This is a genomic window from Nocardia vinacea (assembly GCF_035920345.1).
Lineage (GTDB): Bacteria > Actinomycetota > Actinomycetes > Mycobacteriales > Mycobacteriaceae > Nocardia > Nocardia vinacea_A.
Genome location: NZ_CP109149.1, coordinates 9,485,266 through 9,501,664, shown reverse-complemented (window position 1 = coordinate 9,501,664; position 16,399 = coordinate 9,485,266). Strand labels below are relative to the sequence as shown.

Genomic DNA, 16,399 nt, shown 5'->3' with positions numbered 1-16,399 from the left:
GAGTGCCCCGAGTTACACATGTTACTTCGGAGGCGTGTCCGACCTGTTACTTCGCCACCGAGTTCCGAGCGAGGATCACCTCGGCGATCACCGCATCGGAAAAGACGGGCCATGCCTCCCGTGCCCAGTCGCCGAAATTCTCGTCGCTCAAAGCGATACTCGCCACCCCCAATTCGGGATCGACCCACAGAAATGTGCCGGACTGCCCGAAATGGCCATAGGTACCTGCGGAATTCGATCCGCCGGTCCAGTGCGGTGATTTCCCGTCGCGAATCTCGAATCCGAGTCCCCAGTCGTTGGGACGCTGCGATCCGTAACCCGGCAGTACACCGTTGAGTCCCGGAAACTCGACCGTGGTCGCCTCGGCGTGGGTCTGTGCCGAAATCAGCTGGGGATCCAGCAGTTCCGCACCGAAGCGCACCAGATCCGCCGCGGTGGACCGGCCCGCATGTCCGGCCGGACCGGCCAGCACCGAGGCCGTCATGCCGAGCGGCTCGAATACGGCCTCGCGCAAGTACTCCGGGAACGCAATCCCGGTCTGTTCCGCGACGAAGGCCGCGAGAATTTCGAATCCAGCGCTGGAGTAGATGCGCCGCGTGCCGGGTGCGGCGATCACCTCGGTGGTATCGAAGGCGATGCCGGAAGTGTGCGCGAGCAGATGCCGGACGGTAGCTCCGGGGGGACCGGCGGACTGACCGAGTTCGATCGCCCCCTCCTCCACCGCGACGAGCACCGCGTAGGCGACCAGCGGCTTGGTCACCGAGGCGAGCGGGAATACGCGCTCGGTATCACCCGCCGTCTGCGCACCGTCGCGGGTGACGACGCCCGCCGCCGCATGCCGAACCGGCCAGTCCTTGATCTGCTCGAATGCACGCACGAAATGAGCGTACGAGACGCCCGTTCCCGGCGTGTCCGCACCGTCTGCATGGGAAAGTCGGTACCGCCGGTACCATCAACTGATCATGAGCGCACCCACCATCCACGGCGATGTGGCGGCCGGTTTCGGTCCCGTTGCCGACGCCTTCCGCCGCAACTTCGCCCAGCACGGCGAAATCGGCGCTGCCGTGGCCGTTTACGCGGGCGATCGCCCGGTGGTCGACCTGTGGGCGGGTCATCGTGACCGCCGCCGGACCCTGCCGTGGGAACGCGACACGATCGTGCCGGTCTTCTCCTCGACCAAGGGTATGGCCGCGTTCGTGGTCGCCACGATGGTGTCGAAGGGACTGCTGGACTACGAGGAGCCGGTCGCGAAGTACTGGCCGGAGTTCGCCGTGCAGGGCAAGGGCGCGGTCACGGTGCGTCAGCTGATCGACCATCAGGCCGGACTGTCCGGACTGGACACCGTGGTACGCCTGCGGCAGATCGCCGATCTCGACGGTCTCGCAACGATTCTCGCGGCGCAGCGGCCCGCGTGGCGGCCGGGCACGCGACACGGCTATCACGCCATCACCCTGGGCCTGTATCAAGGCGAACTCGTGCGCCGCGCCGATCCGGAACACCGCACACTCGGCCGGATCTTCGCCGAGGAAATCGCGAAACCGCTCGACCTGGACTTCTTCATCGGCCTGCCCACCGAACAGAGCATGGACCGGATCGCCACCCTGGCCGCCACCGAGGGCCTGGACATCCTGCGCTACGAACGCGATATTCCGGTGCGCATCGGTGCGGAGATCTTCGCCAAACGCGGACTTTCGCATGCGGCACTGACCAATCCGCGTATCGGCGCACCGGTGCGCGCGAGCAGGCGCGAACTGCTCGCGTTGGAGATGCCGGGTTCCAACGGCGTCGGCAATGCCAGGTCGCTGGCCAAGACCTACGGCGCGGCGGCGGGTCGCACCGGTGCGCTACCGATCGAGGACACGGTGCTCGATCGGCTCGCCGCCCCGGCCGCGGATGATGTGCCCGCCGATGATCTGGTGTTGCACACCAAGTCTCGCTATCACCTGGGCTTCCGCAAATCCCGCGGCTCGTTCCGATTCGGCTCGGATAAACGCGCCTACGGCACCACGGGCCTCGGCGGCTCGTTCGGATTCGCCGACCCCGCCACCGGCCTAGGCTTCGGTTACGCCATGAACCGCCTGGGCCTAGCCGTCCTCGACGACGTTCGCAGCCGCAACCTACGCAAGGCCCTCCTCCGCTGCACCCGCTGATGCCGCGCACGTTTTGGTTCGCCACGCACCGATTCGCCGGGCAAATTCATGCGGGGCGTGCGAATTCGTGTGTGGCACATCGGCTCAACGGCCCAGCCGCACTCGGGAATTGAAATCGCCGCTCGGAGAGCCGGTTTCGTGCGGGCTGATCACGGGTCGCGACCGAGCTCGCCGAGCGGTGAACCTGCGGTTTACCAGTCGGCCTCGGTGTACTTGATGATGCCGCGAATGTTCTTGCCGTCCAACATGTCCTGGTAGCCCTCGTTGATCTGCTCCAGGGAGTACTGGCGGGTCACCATATCGTCGAGGTTCAGTTGGCCCGATTTGTACAGCGACAGCAGGTGCGGCGCGTCCTGGCGGGCGTTGCCACCGCCGAAGATGCAGCCCTTGACGGTCTTCTGCAGCATGGACAGCAGGAAGCTGTTCAGCTTGACATCGTTCTCGTCCATGCGGCCCATGGAGGTGACGACCAGGGTGCCGGCCTTGGCGGTGAGGATGAGGCCCTCTTCGATGTATTCGCCGTGCATCTCACCCATGGTCAGGATGACCTTCTGCGCCATCCGGCCCTCGGTGGCCTCCATCAGCGGCATGATCGCGGCGGCCATGCTCTCGTAGGTGTGCGTCGCGCCGAACTTCTGCGCCTGCTCGCGCTTCCACGGGTTCGGGTCGATAGCAACGACTTTGGACGCGCCGGAGAGCACCGCGCCCTGCAGCGCGCTCATGCCGACGCCGCCGATACCCGCGATCACCACGGTCTCGCCGGGCGCGACCTGGGCGACGTGGGTGGAAGAACCGAAGCCGGTGGGGACGCCGCAGCCGACGAGGCAGGCGACCTCGAACGGAATGCTCGGGTCGATCTTGACCACCGAGGTGTGGTGCACCGTCATATACGGCGCGAAGGTGCCCAGCAGGCACATCGGGATGACATTCTCACCGCGCGCCTGGATCCGGTAGGTGCCGTCGCTGATGGCCTGACCCATCAGCAGGCCCGCGCCCAGATCACACAGCGCCATATTGCCGCTCACACACGCCGGACAGCGACCGCAGGCCGGGATGAACGACAGGATCACGTGGTCGCCGACCTGCAGATCGGCGGGGCAGTTCGGCCCGAGCTTGGTGATCACGCCCGCGCCCTCGTGGCCGCCCATGACCGGGAATGCGGGCATCGGCGTCGCGCCGGTCACGATGTGGTGGTCCGAGTGGCACATACCGGCGGTTTCCATCCGGATCTGCACCTCACCGGATACCGGATCGCCGACCTCGATCTCCTCGACCGACCACTGCTGGTCGGTCCCCCACAGGATCGCGCCTTTCGTCTTCATTCGTGTCGACCTCTCGCATGCACGGGCTTCTATGTGAATGCAACCACACTACGAGAAAACTGGAACGCGTTCTAGTACTCGATCGAAAATTCGTCGATACGGATTGACGGAACCCCCGAACGAGTTCCAGTTCCACCCCGACCGCGAACCCGTCCCGGACCGATATTGCCCGACTTCAGCCGCGCACGTCGTGCACATGGTGGATTACGTCGTGCAGGAAGTAGGCGGCCAGGGATTCGACCGTGAAGACCGAGCCGTCGCTGCGTCGCGCCTGGTTGCCTAGGGCGGCCGCGGGGACTGATCCGAAGGCGCGCGCGACCGCCTCGGCGGCGTCGGTCAGCTCCGTGGCGACCTTTCGTGGATCCTGCTTGTCGTATTGATCGGCGATGGCGGTGACGTCCTGATCCCAGTTCGAGAACACCGGGATACCGCCCTCGGACTCGAGGCCTTCAGCGTCGAACCCGGGAACCCTCGGATCCACTGCCTCGATGCGGGCCGCGACGGCCGTGCGGTATGTGAAGATTCGGCAGACATCGCGTACGTGAGCGGCATATTCGAGCGCCGACCAGGTGGAATCGTCTGGGCGGGCGGTGGCGTCATGTCGCGTGAGCGTTGCCGACAGACGGCCCGCGTATTCGCGAGCCAGATCGGGCACCGTCGCGTAGGTGATCGACTCCGGGTCGAATCCACATTCGGGACAGGAGCGTTCGAGGACCCAGGTCCAGTTCTTGACGTCGGGAACGATCGGCATGCGCTTACCCTAGATTGGCTGAATATCTTCAGCGATATATATTCAGCCAGCTAGCGACAAGATCCCGACAGGCGCCGTTCAATCCATCAGACGATGCGCTCGTTCGAAGAGCTCGAGCGTGATGGCATGCAGGAAGTCACCGACCTGCTCGGGCGCCTTGCCCGCGAATGCGCGAGCATGCGTGCCCTCCAGCACAATTCCCAGCTTGAAGCACGCGAGCACCGTGTACCAGGTGACATTGCTCAGGTCGCGGTCGGAGAATTTGCCGTAGTGCTCGACCATCTCCTCCGGCGTCGGCAGACCGCCGACAGCGCCGAGCTTGCCGATCAGCGCCGCGCCCGTGGTACCCGGCTCCGGACGGGTCGCGATCTGCCAGCCGAGGTCGAGCAGCGGGTCGCCGATGGTCGACATCTCCCAGTCCACCATCGCGGCTACCTCCGGGCCGTCGTAGGAGAACATCATGTTGGCCAGGTGACAGTCGCCGTGCAGGATGCCGGGAGTCCACCGCGCGGGCCGATTCCGATCCAGCCATTCCCCGACCTGCTGCACCCCGGGAATCTCCGGGCCCGGATACCCCGCATTGGCCGAATAGGACTCGAGTTCGCCGAGCCAGCGCGGCACCTGACGCTCCAGGAAGCCGTCCGGTTTGCCGTAGTCCTGCAGGCCGAGCGCCTGATAGTCGAGCGAGCCGAGGCGGGCGATGGCCTCCACCGCGGACAGGCCCATCTGCCGCCGGATCTGCGGATCGCTCGCGTGCAACTCCGGCAATTCGTTCTGCGGATTGAATCCGGTAATGGGCTGCATCAGGTAGAACACCGCACCGAGAACGGATTCGTCCGGGCAGGCTGCGATCACCTTCGGCGCGCGCACGCCGGTTCCGTCGAGCGCGCCCAGGAGCCGGGCCTCGCGACGGATGACGTCATTGCTCTTGGCGCGCAGGTGTTTCGGGCCGCGGCGCAGCACGTAGTCCTGACCGCCGCGCGCGAAGCGCAGCATGATGTTCTGGGTTCCGCCGCCGAGGGCGGTCACATCCTCGAACTCACCGGCAGGCAGGCCCTGCTCGTCCATCCATTTACCGACGACGGCAAAGTCGACGGCTCCCCCGCCTCCCCGAACCTCTGGCCGATCGGTGGGCACCCCACCAGTCGCATCGCGGACCGGCGGTTCAGCGGGTTGCTCGGCTCTGGGCGTACCCGATGAGTTACCCATGTTCTCTCCAAATCAGTTGTCGCTCGAGAGCATGAATATCAACAACTATCACGATCTCACCTCCGCGCCTTGCTCCGGCCATAGTAGGGCGCAGGCACGCGCCGAACCTAACTGAAGGCACATGACAACAGTTTGCACCGCCCGGCGCGGCGTAGGGTTCGGAGCACGATGCGCACGCTCTTGATCGACAATTACGACTCGTTCACCTACAACCTCTATCAGCTGATCAGCGAGGTGAACGGGGAAGAACCCACGGTCGTGCGCAATGACGAGGTGGACGATATCGCGCGGCTGAGGCTGGAGCGCTTCGACAATGTCGTCATCTCCCCCGGGCCGGGCCGCCCGGATGTCGGCCGGGATATCGGCATCTCGGCCGCGGTGCTCCGCGAGACCGAACTGCCGCTACTCGGCGTCTGTCTCGGACATCAGGCCATCGTCGTCGCGGCGGGCGGCATCGTCACGACCGCGCCCACCGCGCGGCACGGCTATCTCGATCACATCGAGCACGACGGCGACGAGCTGTTCGCCGGGCTGCCCGAGGGGTTCACCGCGGTGCGCTACCACTCGCTGTGCGCACAGCGGCCGTTGCCGGACAGCCTCGAGATCACCGCCGTCGCGGCCGATGGGGTGATCATGGGTGTGCGGCACCGGAGCAGACCGCAGTGGGGGGTGCAGTTCCATCCCGAATCGATTGCCAGCGAGTACGGTGCGGCATTGCTCGGCAATTTCGCGAAACTTACAGCGGGCCAGCGGATTCGGTCGAGCATCGTCGCGCCGTTCGAGAATGCCGAGCCGCTGATGGGTAGACACGAGTTCCGCGAATCCCGGCGTTCCTGGCAGCTGCGGCATGCGGTGATCGAGCGGGCGATCGATACCGAGGCCGCGTTCCTCCGGCTATACGGCAACTCCCCCACCGCATTCTGGCTCGACAGCGAACATGTCGAACCCGGACTGGATCGGTTCTCCTTCCTCGGCGATGCGAGCGGGCCACTGGCCGAAGTGATCCGCTACCGGGTCGGCGAGAACAAGGTGACGGTCGAATCCTCGGACGGGAATCGGCGGACCGTACCCGGCGGAATTCTCGACTATCTCGCCGGGCAGCTACACCTGAGACATACCGAACTACCCGATCTGCCTTTCGATTTCGCATGTGGTTACGTCGGATACCTGGGCTATGAGGTGAAGGCCGATTGCGGTGCGAATGCCGCGCATCGCGCCTCGACACCGGACGCACAGTGGATTTTCGCCGATCGGATCGTGGTCGTCGACCACGTCGGCGGGCGCACCCATCTGCTCGCACTCACCGATCCCACGCCGGAAGCCCTTCGGGCGGGAGCGGATTGGTTGCGCGATACCCGTGAGATCCTGGAATCCCTACCGACGTGGGCGAATCCGCCGACACTCGAAGCGTGCTCCGATACCGCTGCCGTCGCACCGCTGTTCACCCGCGGGCGGGAGCGGTATCTCGCCGATATCGCCGTCTGCCAGGAGCGGCTGCATGCGGGCGAGTCCTACGAAATCTGCCTGACCGACACCGCATCCATGGCAGCCGCCGAAGCGGATGGACTCGACTTCTACCGCACACTGCGCCGCTGCAATCCCGCGCCGTACGCAGCATATCTGCGCTTCGACGATCTCGAAATCGCCTGTGCCTCACCGGAACGCTTCCTCAAGGTGGACCGCGCCCGCACCGTGGAGAGCAAGCCGATCAAGGGCACCGCGCCGCGCGGGACCACGGCCGCCGAGGACGAGTGGCTGCGGCGCGAACTGGCCGACAGTCCGAAGACCAGGGCCGAAAACCTGATGATCGTCGACCTCCTGCGCAATGACCTGGGCCGGGTCTGCCAGGTCGGCAGTGTGCACGTGCCGAAACTGATGGCCACCGAGACGTATACGACCATGCACCAACTGGTTTCCACCGTGCGCGGCACGCTGCGACCGAATGTCGACGTGATCGATTGTCTGCGTGCGTGTTTCCCGGGCGGCTCGATGACCGGGGCGCCTAAGTTGCGGACGATGGAGATCATCGACGAGCTGGAAACCGAAGCGCGCGGCATCTATTCGGGCACCATCGGCTTCCTCGGGCTGGCGGGCACCGCAGACCTCAATATCGTCATCCGCACCGCGGTCCGCCACGACGGCCACTGGCGTATCGGCGCGGGCGGCGCCATCGTCCTCGACTCGGACCCCGAGGACGAGTACCGCGAAACCCTGCTCAAGGCCGCCGCCACCCACCGCGCCGCACCCCACTGAGTCTGCTATTTGCGGCGGCCGCGTTTTGGGGGTTCGGGAGGCGCGGGCGGTTCGGTGGGCTTGCCGGTGAAGCGGCCGAGGAGGGAGACGCCGGGGAGTTTGGCGAGGGCCGTGAAGAGGTCTTCGCCGAGGCCGATCATCGCCTCCAGGCGGGGCAGCAGTCGGTCGTAGGCGGCGAAGGCCGGATCCGCCAGCGCCAGGGTGCGGTCCAGGCGATCGATGGTGGAGTTGAGCCGGTCGACGGCGATCGAGAGGCTCTCGATCAGATCCGGCAGCTGCGCCGCCAACTGCGCCGAGGCCGGTGGCAGCCGCACCGCCGCATCGAAGGCCTGACCGGCCGTAAGTTGTGCGGCATCCAATACTTGACTCGCCGCCGACTGTGCCGCCTCCACCGCCGATTGCGCGGCCGCCAGAACATCGCCGGGACTCGGCACCCGCCCACCCGGCGCCTTCGGAGTCGAGGCCTTCCGGCCCGCACCCTTCGGGGTAGTCATCCCTCCACTCTGCCGCACCCATAGCCCTCGAGGCCGGATATCCCCGACCGACCGGTTTGGTGTCGCATCGCCGCGCACTCGCTCGCATCGCCGAAGGTATGGACCGCCGAAGTCGGCGTGTCGGTGGTTCGTGGCATAGTTCGAGTACGATGAAACTCAGTAAAGGGGCCAATGCGGCGGTGCCGACTTCCCTTCTTGCCGTGGTTGTTTCATGGCGGTCGGGGCATGCGATGGATGCGCACGCGCTGTTGCTGGCGGAGGCGGGGACGGTGCGCACCGATCGGGATCTGGTGTTCTTCAATGCACCCCGACATATGTCGCAGGCGGTGACGCTCGACCAGGAACCCGCACCGGGGACGGCGCGCCTGAGCGTGTCGCTACCGCGCACCGAATCGGATGTGGCGCGCATCGTGGTCGCCGGATCGATCGACGACGGCACCTTCGGCGATATCGCGGATCTGACCCTCACCATCGAGGCCGCCCACGGGCCGATCGCCCGGTTCGAGATCACCGATCCCGATGCGGTATCCGCAATGATGTTCGGCGAGTTCTACCGCCGCGACGGACAGTGGCGTTTCCGCGCGATCGGCCAGGGTTGGGCCAGTGGGCTCCCCGGTCTCGTCACCGAATTCGGCGTCACCATCGACGGCCCCGCCGAGCCGACACCCGATCGCCCGCACGCGGCACATCCGGCTCGGATACCCACTTACCCAATGCAGCAACGTGTCTCGGCCGGCACAGCGCCGGCCGGGTCGCCCGGTCCCCAGCAGCTCGACACCGCCCCCTCGGACCAGGACGGCACCCGCGCCGACCCGACTGGACAGCATGATCGGCCCGATGAAGCACCGGCCCGACCATGGACGCTCGGCGCACACCGTGGGGATCAGACTGGGCACCACACCGCCGCCACCGGGCCCCGGGACCGAGCCGACCATCGCGCCGACTCGGCCGACGAACGGCCTGCCCGCCCGCGACCAGGCAGGCCGGTCGACCTTCGGCGCCAGCGCCACGAAGTCGAACCGCCGATACCACCACCACCGAATCCCGAACGCGCGGACTGGCATTCGGATCCCGAGAATCCCTCGCGGCTGCGTTGGTGGGATGGGGCCGAATGGACCAGTGCCACATACGAACGGAGTCAGGCCGGCCCTCGCAGCTGTGAGCGGTGCGGAAATCCCCGGCGCCGCAAGCTGTTCGGCGGTCTCGCGCCGTGCCAGAGTTGCGAGCACGAAATCGAGGAATTCCTGACGCACTGGCATACCCAGGCCTGGCGGGCGCTGACCGCAGCCGGACCGCGCGGTGCGGAGTGGGATGCGCTGTGGGCGTCGTTGCGGTATCAGCGAATCGATGAGGGCCTGGGCCGGGCGGCGCTGCGGGATGTGGCGCTCACCTATGTCGAGCGACTGGTCGCCTTCGCATTCGCGGATGGCGAGATCGAGCAGACCGAGTTCGAGGCGTTCGAGTACGCGATCGAAGAGCTGGCGCTCAGCGGACCGCTGGTCGAGGATCTGCGCAGGCGGATGTATCGCGGGCGCACCCTGTCGCGGTTGCGCGGCGGGGATCTGCCGGTGGTGCGAACGCCCGGCCTGCATCTGGATCCGGAGGAGAAGGTGCACGTGGATCTGCCCGCCGTGCACGTCCGCCGGCTCGCCAAGGGCCCGAAGCTCACCGACGGCAGGCTGATCGCCAGCAATAAGAAGCTGCGGTTCGTCGGTACCGATACCGGCACCGAATTGCCGTGGAACCGGGTGGTTTCGGTGCATGTCGAGCAGCGTTCGGTGGTCGTCGCGGCGACCTCGTCCCGCGGCGGCGCCACCTTCGATGTCGACGATCCGGATTACGTCGCGGCCGCGCTGGAAGGTGCGCTGCGGGTCGCCAAACGCCTGGTGCTCACGCCCGGTCAGCGCGACACGCGCAGCATCCCGCAGGAAGTCAAGGCCGAGGTGTGGCAACGTGACGGCGGTAAATGCGTCGAATGCGGCGACGGCCACTACCTGGAATTCGATCACATCATCCCGCTCAGCCGCGGTGGTGCGACGAGTGCGACCAATCTGCAGATCCTCTGCCGCGCCTGCAACCGCGCCAAAGGTGCCCGGATCTGATGCGGATACCGCACGCAATCACGTACCGGAACACCGATGTGGTGAACAATGCATATGCGATGAAGCACGTTGAGCGGTCCCGCGTGTCACCGTAGCGTCCAATACCGAACAGAGCCGTTTGGGAGGATCAATGCAGGTAGCGGTAATCGGCGGAACCGGGGTACTGGGGGCCGCGGTAGTACGAGAGCTGAGCACACGCGGACATCGGGTCCGCGTGGTGAGCCGAACCGCTCCGGCGGATCGAACTCTGGAGCACCGGTCCGCGGATCTCACCACCGGCTCCGGCCTGGAATCCGCACTGGACGGCTGCGACACCGTCGTCGACGCGGTGAGCGCCCGCAGCCGGACCCGATCGGTCATGGTGGACGGCGTGCGCCGACTACTGGCGGCCGAAAAGCAGGCCGGTATCGGCCATCACGTCGAAATCTCCATCGTCGGTTGCGATCTCGTCCCCTTCGGCTATTACAACGCGAAGGTGGACCAGGAACAGGTGGTCACCGCCGGGGAGATCCCCTGGACACTATTGCGCGCCAGCCAATTCCACGAACTCGTCACCGAAATCCTGGCCCTGTCGGCGCGCTGGCGGCTCGCACCGCGCTCGACGGCGAAGATACAGCCGATCGACGTCGACGCCGTAGCGACAAGACTCGCCGACGCGGTGGACAATGGCCCGGCCGGGCGCATCCCGGATATCGCCGGACCGACCGTGCACACCCTCACCGAACTGGCCGATATCTACCACGAACACATCGGCCGCAAGCTGCTTCCGCTTCCGGTACCCATCCCGGGCCGCGCCGGACGTGCCCTACGGTCGGGCGCTCTCTGCCTGGACGGAAACGGCGACGCAATCGGCATCGGCTACGCCGAATGGCTGTCTCGCCGAATCACTCGCTGATCAACCCGGCCGTGCGCCCCAGATCGGCCAGCATCGCATCGAACAGGATCTCTGGATTCGACAGCGGGATCGGATAATTCCCGAACACCTCGAGCGTGACGTGCCCGTAGAGCCGGGCCCAGATCTGGATCATCAGATACGTGACGCCGAGGTCGAGCTTTTCGGCCGGAAATTTCTGTCCGGACTCCGAAAGCGCTGCCAGCAGCTCGGTTTGGAACAGCACGAGGTCTTCGCGCAGCTCCGCCGGAATCACATCGGTCGGCGGCGTCACGACATCGTAGGTGGCCAGCAGTCGCCCTGCTGCGGCGAGGAAGATCCGGCCGAACGGTTCGTCGAACCGGCGCAGCATGCGCGCGCGGCCCGCGCCCGGCGAGGCGAACACCAGGGTGAATTCCCTGGTGTGCGCCAGCGCCCAGCGCCGGAATCCCTTGCAGATGGCGAAGAACTGCACCGCGCCGTCATCGGGCAGCGTGGCGATCTGCTCGGACAGCTCGGCGGCGAGGTCCTCGCAGAACTCCAGGCGCAGACTCTCGAGCAGGTCCTCGTGCGAGTTGTAATACCGGTACAGTGCGGGCGCGGTAATGCCGAGTTCGCGCGCGATCGCCCGCAGGGTGACCGCATCGGGACCGTGCGCGACCAGCAGTGCGCGGGCTACCCGGCGGATATCCGCATCCGAAACCACCGGTGCCCGCCCCCGCGGTTTGGAGCTGTTCATAGGGGAATTCAAGCGTATTCGACTTCCCAGCGCTTGATGCCGTTCAACCAACCCGAGCGCAACCGCACCGGATCGGAAACCTGACGCAGGTTCGGCATCACATCGGCAATGGCGTTGAACATCAGATCGATCTGCAGCCGGGCCAGGTTGGCGCCGACGCAGTAGTGCGTGCCAGTGCCGCCGAAGCCGACGTGCGGGTTGGGGTTGCGCAGCACATCGAAGGTGAACGGATCCTCGAATCCGTCCTCGTCGAAATTGGCCGAGCTGTAGAACAGCCCGAGGCGCTGTCCCTTCTTGATCTCCTGGCCGCCGACCTCGGTGTCCTGGGTCGCGGTGCGCTGGAAAGCGGTCACCGGGGTGGCCCAGCGCACGATCTCATCGGGCGCGGTGCGCGGGCGCTGCTGCTTGTAGAGCTCCCACTGCTCCGGGTTGTCGACGAAGGCCTTCATGCCGTGGGTGATCGAGTTGCGGGTGGTCTCGTTGCCCGCGACCGACAGCAGGATCACGAAGAACGCGAATTCGTCCGAGCCCAGGTTCTCGCCGTTGATATCGGCATTGATCAGCTGGGTGACGATGTCACCTGCCGGACATTTGCGCCGTTCCTCGGCCATGTTCCAGGCGTAGCCCATGACCTCGGCGGTGGCGGTGTGGTGATTGCCGTCGAACTCCGGATCGTCATAGGAGATCATCTGGTTGGTCCAGTCGAAGAGCTTCTTGCGGTCGTTCTGCGGCACTCCGAGCAGTTCGGCGATGGCTTGCAGCGGCAGTTCGCAGGCGACCTGTTCGACGAAGTCGCCGCGACCGGTCTGCTTGGCCTCGTGCACAATTCGAGCCGCACGCTCGGTGAGCGCCGCACGCAAGCTCTCCACCGCGCGCGGGGTGAAACCCTTGGAGATGATGCGGCGGGTCTTGGTGTGCTGCGGCGGATCCTGATTGAGCATCAGCATATTGCCGAGCATGTCGATCTGCTCGCGGGTGGTTTCCTCGTTGAACCGGATGATCGCGGTGTTCTCGTGCGAGGAGAACACCTCCGGATTCTTCGAGATCTCCTTGATGTGCTCGAGCTTGGAGACGACCCAGTAGCCGCCGTCATCGAAGCCGCTGGCCCGCCCGGTCTGCGCGCACCACCAGACCGGGGCGGTCCGGCGCAGCTCGGCGAATTCCTGGATGGGCAGGCGGGTGGACAGCAGATCTGGGTCGGTGAAGTCGAATCCCGCGGGAATCGACGGCGTGGTCACGGTCACGGCTATCTCCTACCGGTCTGACTTGGGCTGCAGACCTCACGACACTGGGGATGGCAGCCGGCGGAGCCGGCGGGCGGGTAAGAACTGTGGGACACGTTCCGAAGCCGATAAAACCACACAACCGGAGTTTTGTGAATAGCGTTTAGTAAACCCCGTTAACTTCAGCGGCGATAGCCATCCGATCGCCTACATTCAATAGCCGTCAGCTATAAATGACGAGTTGATTGCTTATCGCGAAACCGTGCACGCGACCGAGCGGACAAGCCTGTAATGGGACGCAACAGGTCACTGTCCGGAGGTCCCCCATGCCCAGCCTGTACGAGCACGCCGGTGGCGACGAGGCATTGCATCGCGTCGAAGAAGCCTTCTACGACAAGGTGCTCGCCGATCCGGTGCTGAAAACCCAGTTCACCGAACGCCGCCCGACGCACGTCGACCATCTCACCTGGTTCACCGCCGAATCCTTCGGCGGCCCGCACCGTTTCACCCGCAACCTCGGCTTCGACTACATCATCGCCGTACATCGCGGCCTCGAAATCACCGATGAACAGCGTGAGCGCTTCGCCCAGCTGTATCTGGAGGCGTTCGAGGAGGCGGGGCTATTCGACGATCCCGCCTTCCGTGCCGCGGTGCGCGCACATGCCGAATTCGGCGCCCAAGTGGCACAACAGAATTCGCATGCCAAGTCCGACGACGAACTGCACCCGATCCGCGAGGTGCCGCACTGGACCTGGGACGGCGAGGACTGACCGCCGCCTATCCCGTCACGCGCGCGACCAGAGCCAGTAGCAAGAACGGCACGGTGGCGCCGACATCGGCCGTCTGATCCTCGGGTGTGCCGCGGGTATGTGCCGCGACCGCGAAAGTCTCGCCGAACGATGCCGAGGCCACCTCCAGCGGCCCGCTGTCGGACCAGCCCCACTTGGTGCCCTCGACGCGGGGCAGCCGCGCGGTCCCCCAGTCCTGTGCGGTGCCGTCGGCCGCCTGTTCGCCCGCCGCGGCCATCCAGCCGAAGATCGGCGACCAGGGTTCGGTGCGCTTCTTGGTCGCCAGGAAGGTGGCCACATCCGCGGTGCTGGTGTACGACATGCCCCAGGCCGGCCCCGATTTGGTAGCGGTCAGACCGTACTCCGCGGCAATAGCGTCGATCGCCTGCGGATACTTCGCGCCGAGTTCGTCGGCCGCGGAGTCGTCGGAATAGCGGATCATCCGCTCCGCCAACGCCAGATCCGTCGCCGACCCGTCGCCGCGATGCAGCGCGTAGTCGACCATATAGAGCTTGACCAGTGACAATCCGGTGCGCATCTCGTGTTCGTTGCTGGTGCCCCACTGAACGCCGGGCAGCACCGAACGGAAGGAGAACGCGGTTCGTGACGGCACACCGTCCTCATCACCCACCTCCGCGGCGGCAACGGGCGCGGCGAATACCAGCACCACGGCGGCGGCGATCGAGATCGGGAAAGCCAAGCGGCCCATAGTTTCTCGTCTCCTATAGCACTACAGTCAGGACGGGCGGCTGCCAATGCCCGTCGATGGCGATGCCTTTCGGCGCGTACAGCCGCATGGTCAGCCAGACCTGCCCCGACGCCGGGATGGGCAGCCAATTGCCCGCCGGTACGCTCGTGCCCGGATCCTCGTGCTGCACAGCGATTTCGACCGAACCGTCCGAATTGGGTGCCACCGGCACCTGATGGCCGATCGCATAGATATTCGCGGTATTCGGCACCAGATAGCTGTCCGCGTCATAGGCGGCCAGTCCGATGCCGGTCACGGGGAGTCCGAGTGCGGTTCTGCGCGAGACGTTCATGCATCTCCTTCATCCGACTCGGTTCAGACTCGGCGGTCGCCAGTGACCATCGAGCGCCCGCTCCTCGGGCACATACAGGCGAAGCGCGAGCCGAAAGGTGCCGGTTTCCGGTATCGGCAACCAATTGCCGTATGGCACAGCACTTCCCGGGTCCGCCGCCTGGATGGCGAGTTCCAGCGAGCCGTCCGGCAGCGGTACGACGGGACGCTGATGACCGACCGAGAAGATGCCCGCCGGATTCGGCACCAGAAAGCGCTCCGCGGTGTAGGCGGTCAGCGACCAGAAGGCCCGCGCGGGCGGCATCTGGCCCGCGGGGAAATGCAGCCGGTACGAGCGCGGCGCACCTTGCTCCCCCGCGTTCGCGCTGATCTCCGGATAGACCGTGTCTTCCGGCAGATTCGCACCGAGTGCGGTCCACGCAGTCGAGGCACGCAGTGAGTAATCGGTGCCGTAGGTGCCGAGGTTCGTCGCGAAACCCCAGCCGTTCTCACGTCTGGCTTTGGGATTGGCGTAATCCGGGATGCGCATCTGGCCCGCCGCCACCGCGGCGTTGAGGTCGGCGACCGGCGCATTGTCCACCGTGCCGCCCGGCAGGATGCCGATCTTCGAGAACCGCTGCAGCGCGGGGGCATCGTCGCGGGCAGGCGGGTTGGTGAGCATAAGTGTGCAGAGCCGGTCGAAGAAGGTGCGCCCGTCCATCCGCGCAACCTGCTGCGGAGGTGCGATCGGGGCGGTCAAATCGGGATTGATCACCGGGGTCGGCCGTTCACCGCGCAACCAAGCGCTCAGCGGTGCGAGCAGCACCTGCTGCTGCACGCTCTCGGCGGCGGCGAAATCGCCCTCGCCGCGCAACTCGATGCGACCGATCAGCCATGCGGTCGCGGTGGGCATCGCCAATCTGGTCAGGTTATCCGGCAGCGCACCAGACCAATTAGGGCCGGTGATCACGTAGCCGTACGGCGGGTCCTGACCGGCGCGCACCCGTGGTGCGACACTGCTGGGATTGTGGGTGGTATTGGTCCAGGCGTCCATGATCTGCATGAGCCAGTACCGGTCGCCGTCCATCGGCGGAACCTGCAGCACCACCGGTTCGGCACCCACGTCGAGCCAGGCTGTGGCATAAAGGGTGTCGATATTCGGCATGACCACCGTATTCATCCCGGGATTCACCGGGCTGACGGCCCAGATCCGATTGGCGGGTACGGCGGCGGTATTCGACTGCAGCGTGACATCCATCAGCACCAGCGGATACCCATAGATATAGGCGTCGGTCGCGACCGAACGCGGATCACTCGGCAGCACACTGCCGGAACTCGCCACGTTATCGGAATCCGTCGATTTGCCGCACGCGACCAGGCCCGCGCCCGTAACGGCACCGGCCAGCAGCACAGATCGCCGCGACATACTCATGCCTTCTCCCTACTTTCCCGATCAGGTCGGACAACTTCGAGAGAGAT

Annotated in this window: 15 protein-coding genes; 5 read left to right on the top strand and 10 right to left on the bottom strand. The window is 65.8% G+C overall.

The genetic code is table 11. The features are described from left to right. Window positions 1–46: 46 nt before the first annotated feature. A complete protein-coding gene (locus OIE68_RS43090; RefSeq protein ID WP_327096632.1) occupies window positions 47–877 on the bottom strand; it encodes a serine hydrolase domain-containing protein in 831 nt (276 codons plus the stop codon). Window positions 878–962: 85 nt separating this feature from the next. Between OIE68_RS43090 and OIE68_RS43085 the strand changes: the two genes are divergently transcribed. Continuing rightward, window positions 963–2,150 (top strand): serine hydrolase domain-containing protein, encoded by a 1,188-nt coding sequence (locus OIE68_RS43085; RefSeq protein ID WP_419150648.1) that lies wholly within the window; start codon window positions 963–965, stop codon window positions 2,148–2,150. A gap of 191 nt (window positions 2,151–2,341) precedes the next feature. On the opposite strand, the gene OIE68_RS43080 is transcribed toward OIE68_RS43085, so the two are convergent. From OIE68_RS43080 to OIE68_RS43070, 3 genes are all read right to left on the bottom strand, one after another. Then, window positions 2,342–3,472: an NDMA-dependent alcohol dehydrogenase gene (locus OIE68_RS43080; RefSeq protein ID WP_040688149.1), complete on the bottom strand. Its 1,131-nt coding sequence runs from the start codon at window positions 3,470–3,472 to the stop codon at window positions 2,342–2,344. Between the two features lie 175 nt (window positions 3,473–3,647). Further along, window positions 3,648–4,223: a DinB family protein gene (locus OIE68_RS43075; protein ID WP_327096631.1), complete on the bottom strand. Its 576-nt coding sequence runs from the start codon at window positions 4,221–4,223 to the stop codon at window positions 3,648–3,650. A 78-nt stretch (window positions 4,224–4,301) separates the two neighbouring features. Then, entirely contained in the window at window positions 4,302–5,291 is a 990-nt protein-coding gene (locus tag OIE68_RS43070; protein WP_327102016.1) for a phosphotransferase family protein, read from the bottom strand. Window positions 5,292–5,600: 309 nt separating this feature from the next. Between OIE68_RS43070 and pabB the strand changes: the two genes are divergently transcribed. Next, window positions 5,601–7,685: an aminodeoxychorismate synthase component I gene (gene pabB / locus OIE68_RS43065; protein ID WP_327096630.1), complete on the top strand. Its 2,085-nt coding sequence runs from the start codon at window positions 5,601–5,603 to the stop codon at window positions 7,683–7,685. A 5-nt stretch (window positions 7,686–7,690) separates the two neighbouring features. Here pabB and OIE68_RS43060 read toward each other — a convergent pair whose 3' ends face one another. Then, entirely contained in the window at window positions 7,691–8,179 is a 489-nt protein-coding gene (locus OIE68_RS43060; protein WP_327096629.1) for a hypothetical protein, read from the bottom strand. 149 nt (window positions 8,180–8,328) lie between these two features. On the opposite strand from OIE68_RS43060, the gene OIE68_RS43055 reads away from it, so the two are divergent. Together OIE68_RS43055 and OIE68_RS43050 are read left to right on the top strand one after the other, a co-directional pair. Further along, window positions 8,329–10,281 (top strand): TerD family protein, encoded by a 1,953-nt coding sequence (locus tag OIE68_RS43055; RefSeq protein WP_327096628.1) that lies wholly within the window; start codon window positions 8,329–8,331, stop codon window positions 10,279–10,281. Between the two features lie 130 nt (window positions 10,282–10,411). Then, complete coding sequence (locus OIE68_RS43050) at window positions 10,412–11,176, top strand: SDR family oxidoreductase (protein WP_327096627.1); 765 nt, start codon at window positions 10,412–10,414, stop codon at window positions 11,174–11,176. Here OIE68_RS43050 and OIE68_RS43045 read toward each other — a convergent pair. Beyond that, a complete protein-coding gene (locus tag OIE68_RS43045; protein WP_327096626.1) occupies window positions 11,166–11,891 on the bottom strand; it encodes a TetR/AcrR family transcriptional regulator in 726 nt (241 codons plus the stop codon). The two genes, OIE68_RS43050 and OIE68_RS43045, sit on opposite strands and share 11 nt — an antisense overlap. Before the next feature lie 8 nt (window positions 11,892–11,899). Continuing rightward, window positions 11,900–13,129, bottom strand: a complete 1,230-nt coding sequence (locus tag OIE68_RS43040; RefSeq protein ID WP_327102015.1) for a cytochrome P450 — start codon at window positions 13,127–13,129, stop codon at window positions 11,900–11,902. Between the two features lie 311 nt (window positions 13,130–13,440). Here OIE68_RS43040 and OIE68_RS43035 point away from each other — a divergent pair, with 311 nt between their 5' ends. Beyond that, entirely contained in the window at window positions 13,441–13,884 is a 444-nt protein-coding gene (locus tag OIE68_RS43035; RefSeq protein ID WP_327096625.1) for a group II truncated hemoglobin, read from the top strand. Window positions 13,885–13,891: 7 nt separating this feature from the next. Here OIE68_RS43035 and OIE68_RS43030 read toward each other — a convergent pair whose 3' ends face one another. Genes OIE68_RS43030 through OIE68_RS43020 form a run of 3 tightly spaced genes read right to left on the bottom strand, consistent with a single transcriptional unit; the run spans window position 13,892 to window position 16,352 of the window. Then, on the bottom strand, window positions 13,892–14,611 hold the full coding sequence (locus tag OIE68_RS43030; RefSeq protein ID WP_327096624.1) for a hypothetical protein: 720 nt from the start codon (window positions 14,609–14,611) through the stop codon (window positions 13,892–13,894). A gap of 13 nt (window positions 14,612–14,624) precedes the next feature. Further along, the gene (locus tag OIE68_RS43025) at window positions 14,625–14,942 is read right to left on the bottom strand and encodes a DUF1214 domain-containing protein (RefSeq protein ID WP_327096623.1); all 318 of its coding nucleotides are present in this window, start codon (window positions 14,940–14,942) and stop codon (window positions 14,625–14,627) included. A gap of 9 nt (window positions 14,943–14,951) precedes the next feature. Then, on the bottom strand, window positions 14,952–16,352 hold the full coding sequence (locus tag OIE68_RS43020; protein WP_327096622.1) for a DUF1254 domain-containing protein: 1,401 nt from the start codon (window positions 16,350–16,352) through the stop codon (window positions 14,952–14,954). Window positions 16,353–16,399: the final 47 nt, after the last annotated feature.

Coding starts and splice junctions, on each gene's coding strand:
- OIE68_RS43060 (WP_327096629.1), bottom strand. CDS start 8,179: ATGACTACCCCGAAGGGTGCGGGCCGGAAGGCCTCGACTCCGAAGGCG.
- pabB (WP_327096630.1), top strand. CDS start 5,601: ATGCGCACGCTCTTGATCGACAATTACGACTCGTTCACCTACAACCTC.
- OIE68_RS43035 (WP_327096625.1), top strand. CDS start 13,441: ATGCCCAGCCTGTACGAGCACGCCGGTGGCGACGAGGCATTGCATCGC.
- OIE68_RS43070 (WP_327102016.1), bottom strand. CDS start 5,291: ATGGACGAGCAGGGCCTGCCTGCCGGTGAGTTCGAGGATGTGACCGCC.
- OIE68_RS43055 (WP_327096628.1), top strand. CDS start 8,329: ATGAAACTCAGTAAAGGGGCCAATGCGGCGGTGCCGACTTCCCTTCTT.
- OIE68_RS43025 (WP_327096623.1), bottom strand. CDS start 14,942: ATGAACGTCTCGCGCAGAACCGCACTCGGACTCCCCGTGACCGGCATC.
- OIE68_RS43020 (WP_327096622.1), bottom strand. CDS start 16,352: ATGAGTATGTCGCGGCGATCTGTGCTGCTGGCCGGTGCCGTTACGGGC.
- OIE68_RS43045 (WP_327096626.1), bottom strand. CDS start 11,891: ATGAACAGCTCCAAACCGCGGGGGCGGGCACCGGTGGTTTCGGATGCG.
- OIE68_RS43050 (WP_327096627.1), top strand. CDS start 10,412: ATGCAGGTAGCGGTAATCGGCGGAACCGGGGTACTGGGGGCCGCGGTA.
- OIE68_RS43030 (WP_327096624.1), bottom strand. CDS start 14,611: ATGGGCCGCTTGGCTTTCCCGATCTCGATCGCCGCCGCCGTGGTGCTG.
- OIE68_RS43085 (WP_419150648.1), top strand. CDS start 963: ATGAGCGCACCCACCATCCACGGCGATGTGGCGGCCGGTTTCGGTCCC.
- OIE68_RS43075 (WP_327096631.1), bottom strand. CDS start 4,223: ATGCCGATCGTTCCCGACGTCAAGAACTGGACCTGGGTCCTCGAACGC.
- OIE68_RS43080 (WP_040688149.1), bottom strand. CDS start 3,472: ATGAAGACGAAAGGCGCGATCCTGTGGGGGACCGACCAGCAGTGGTCG.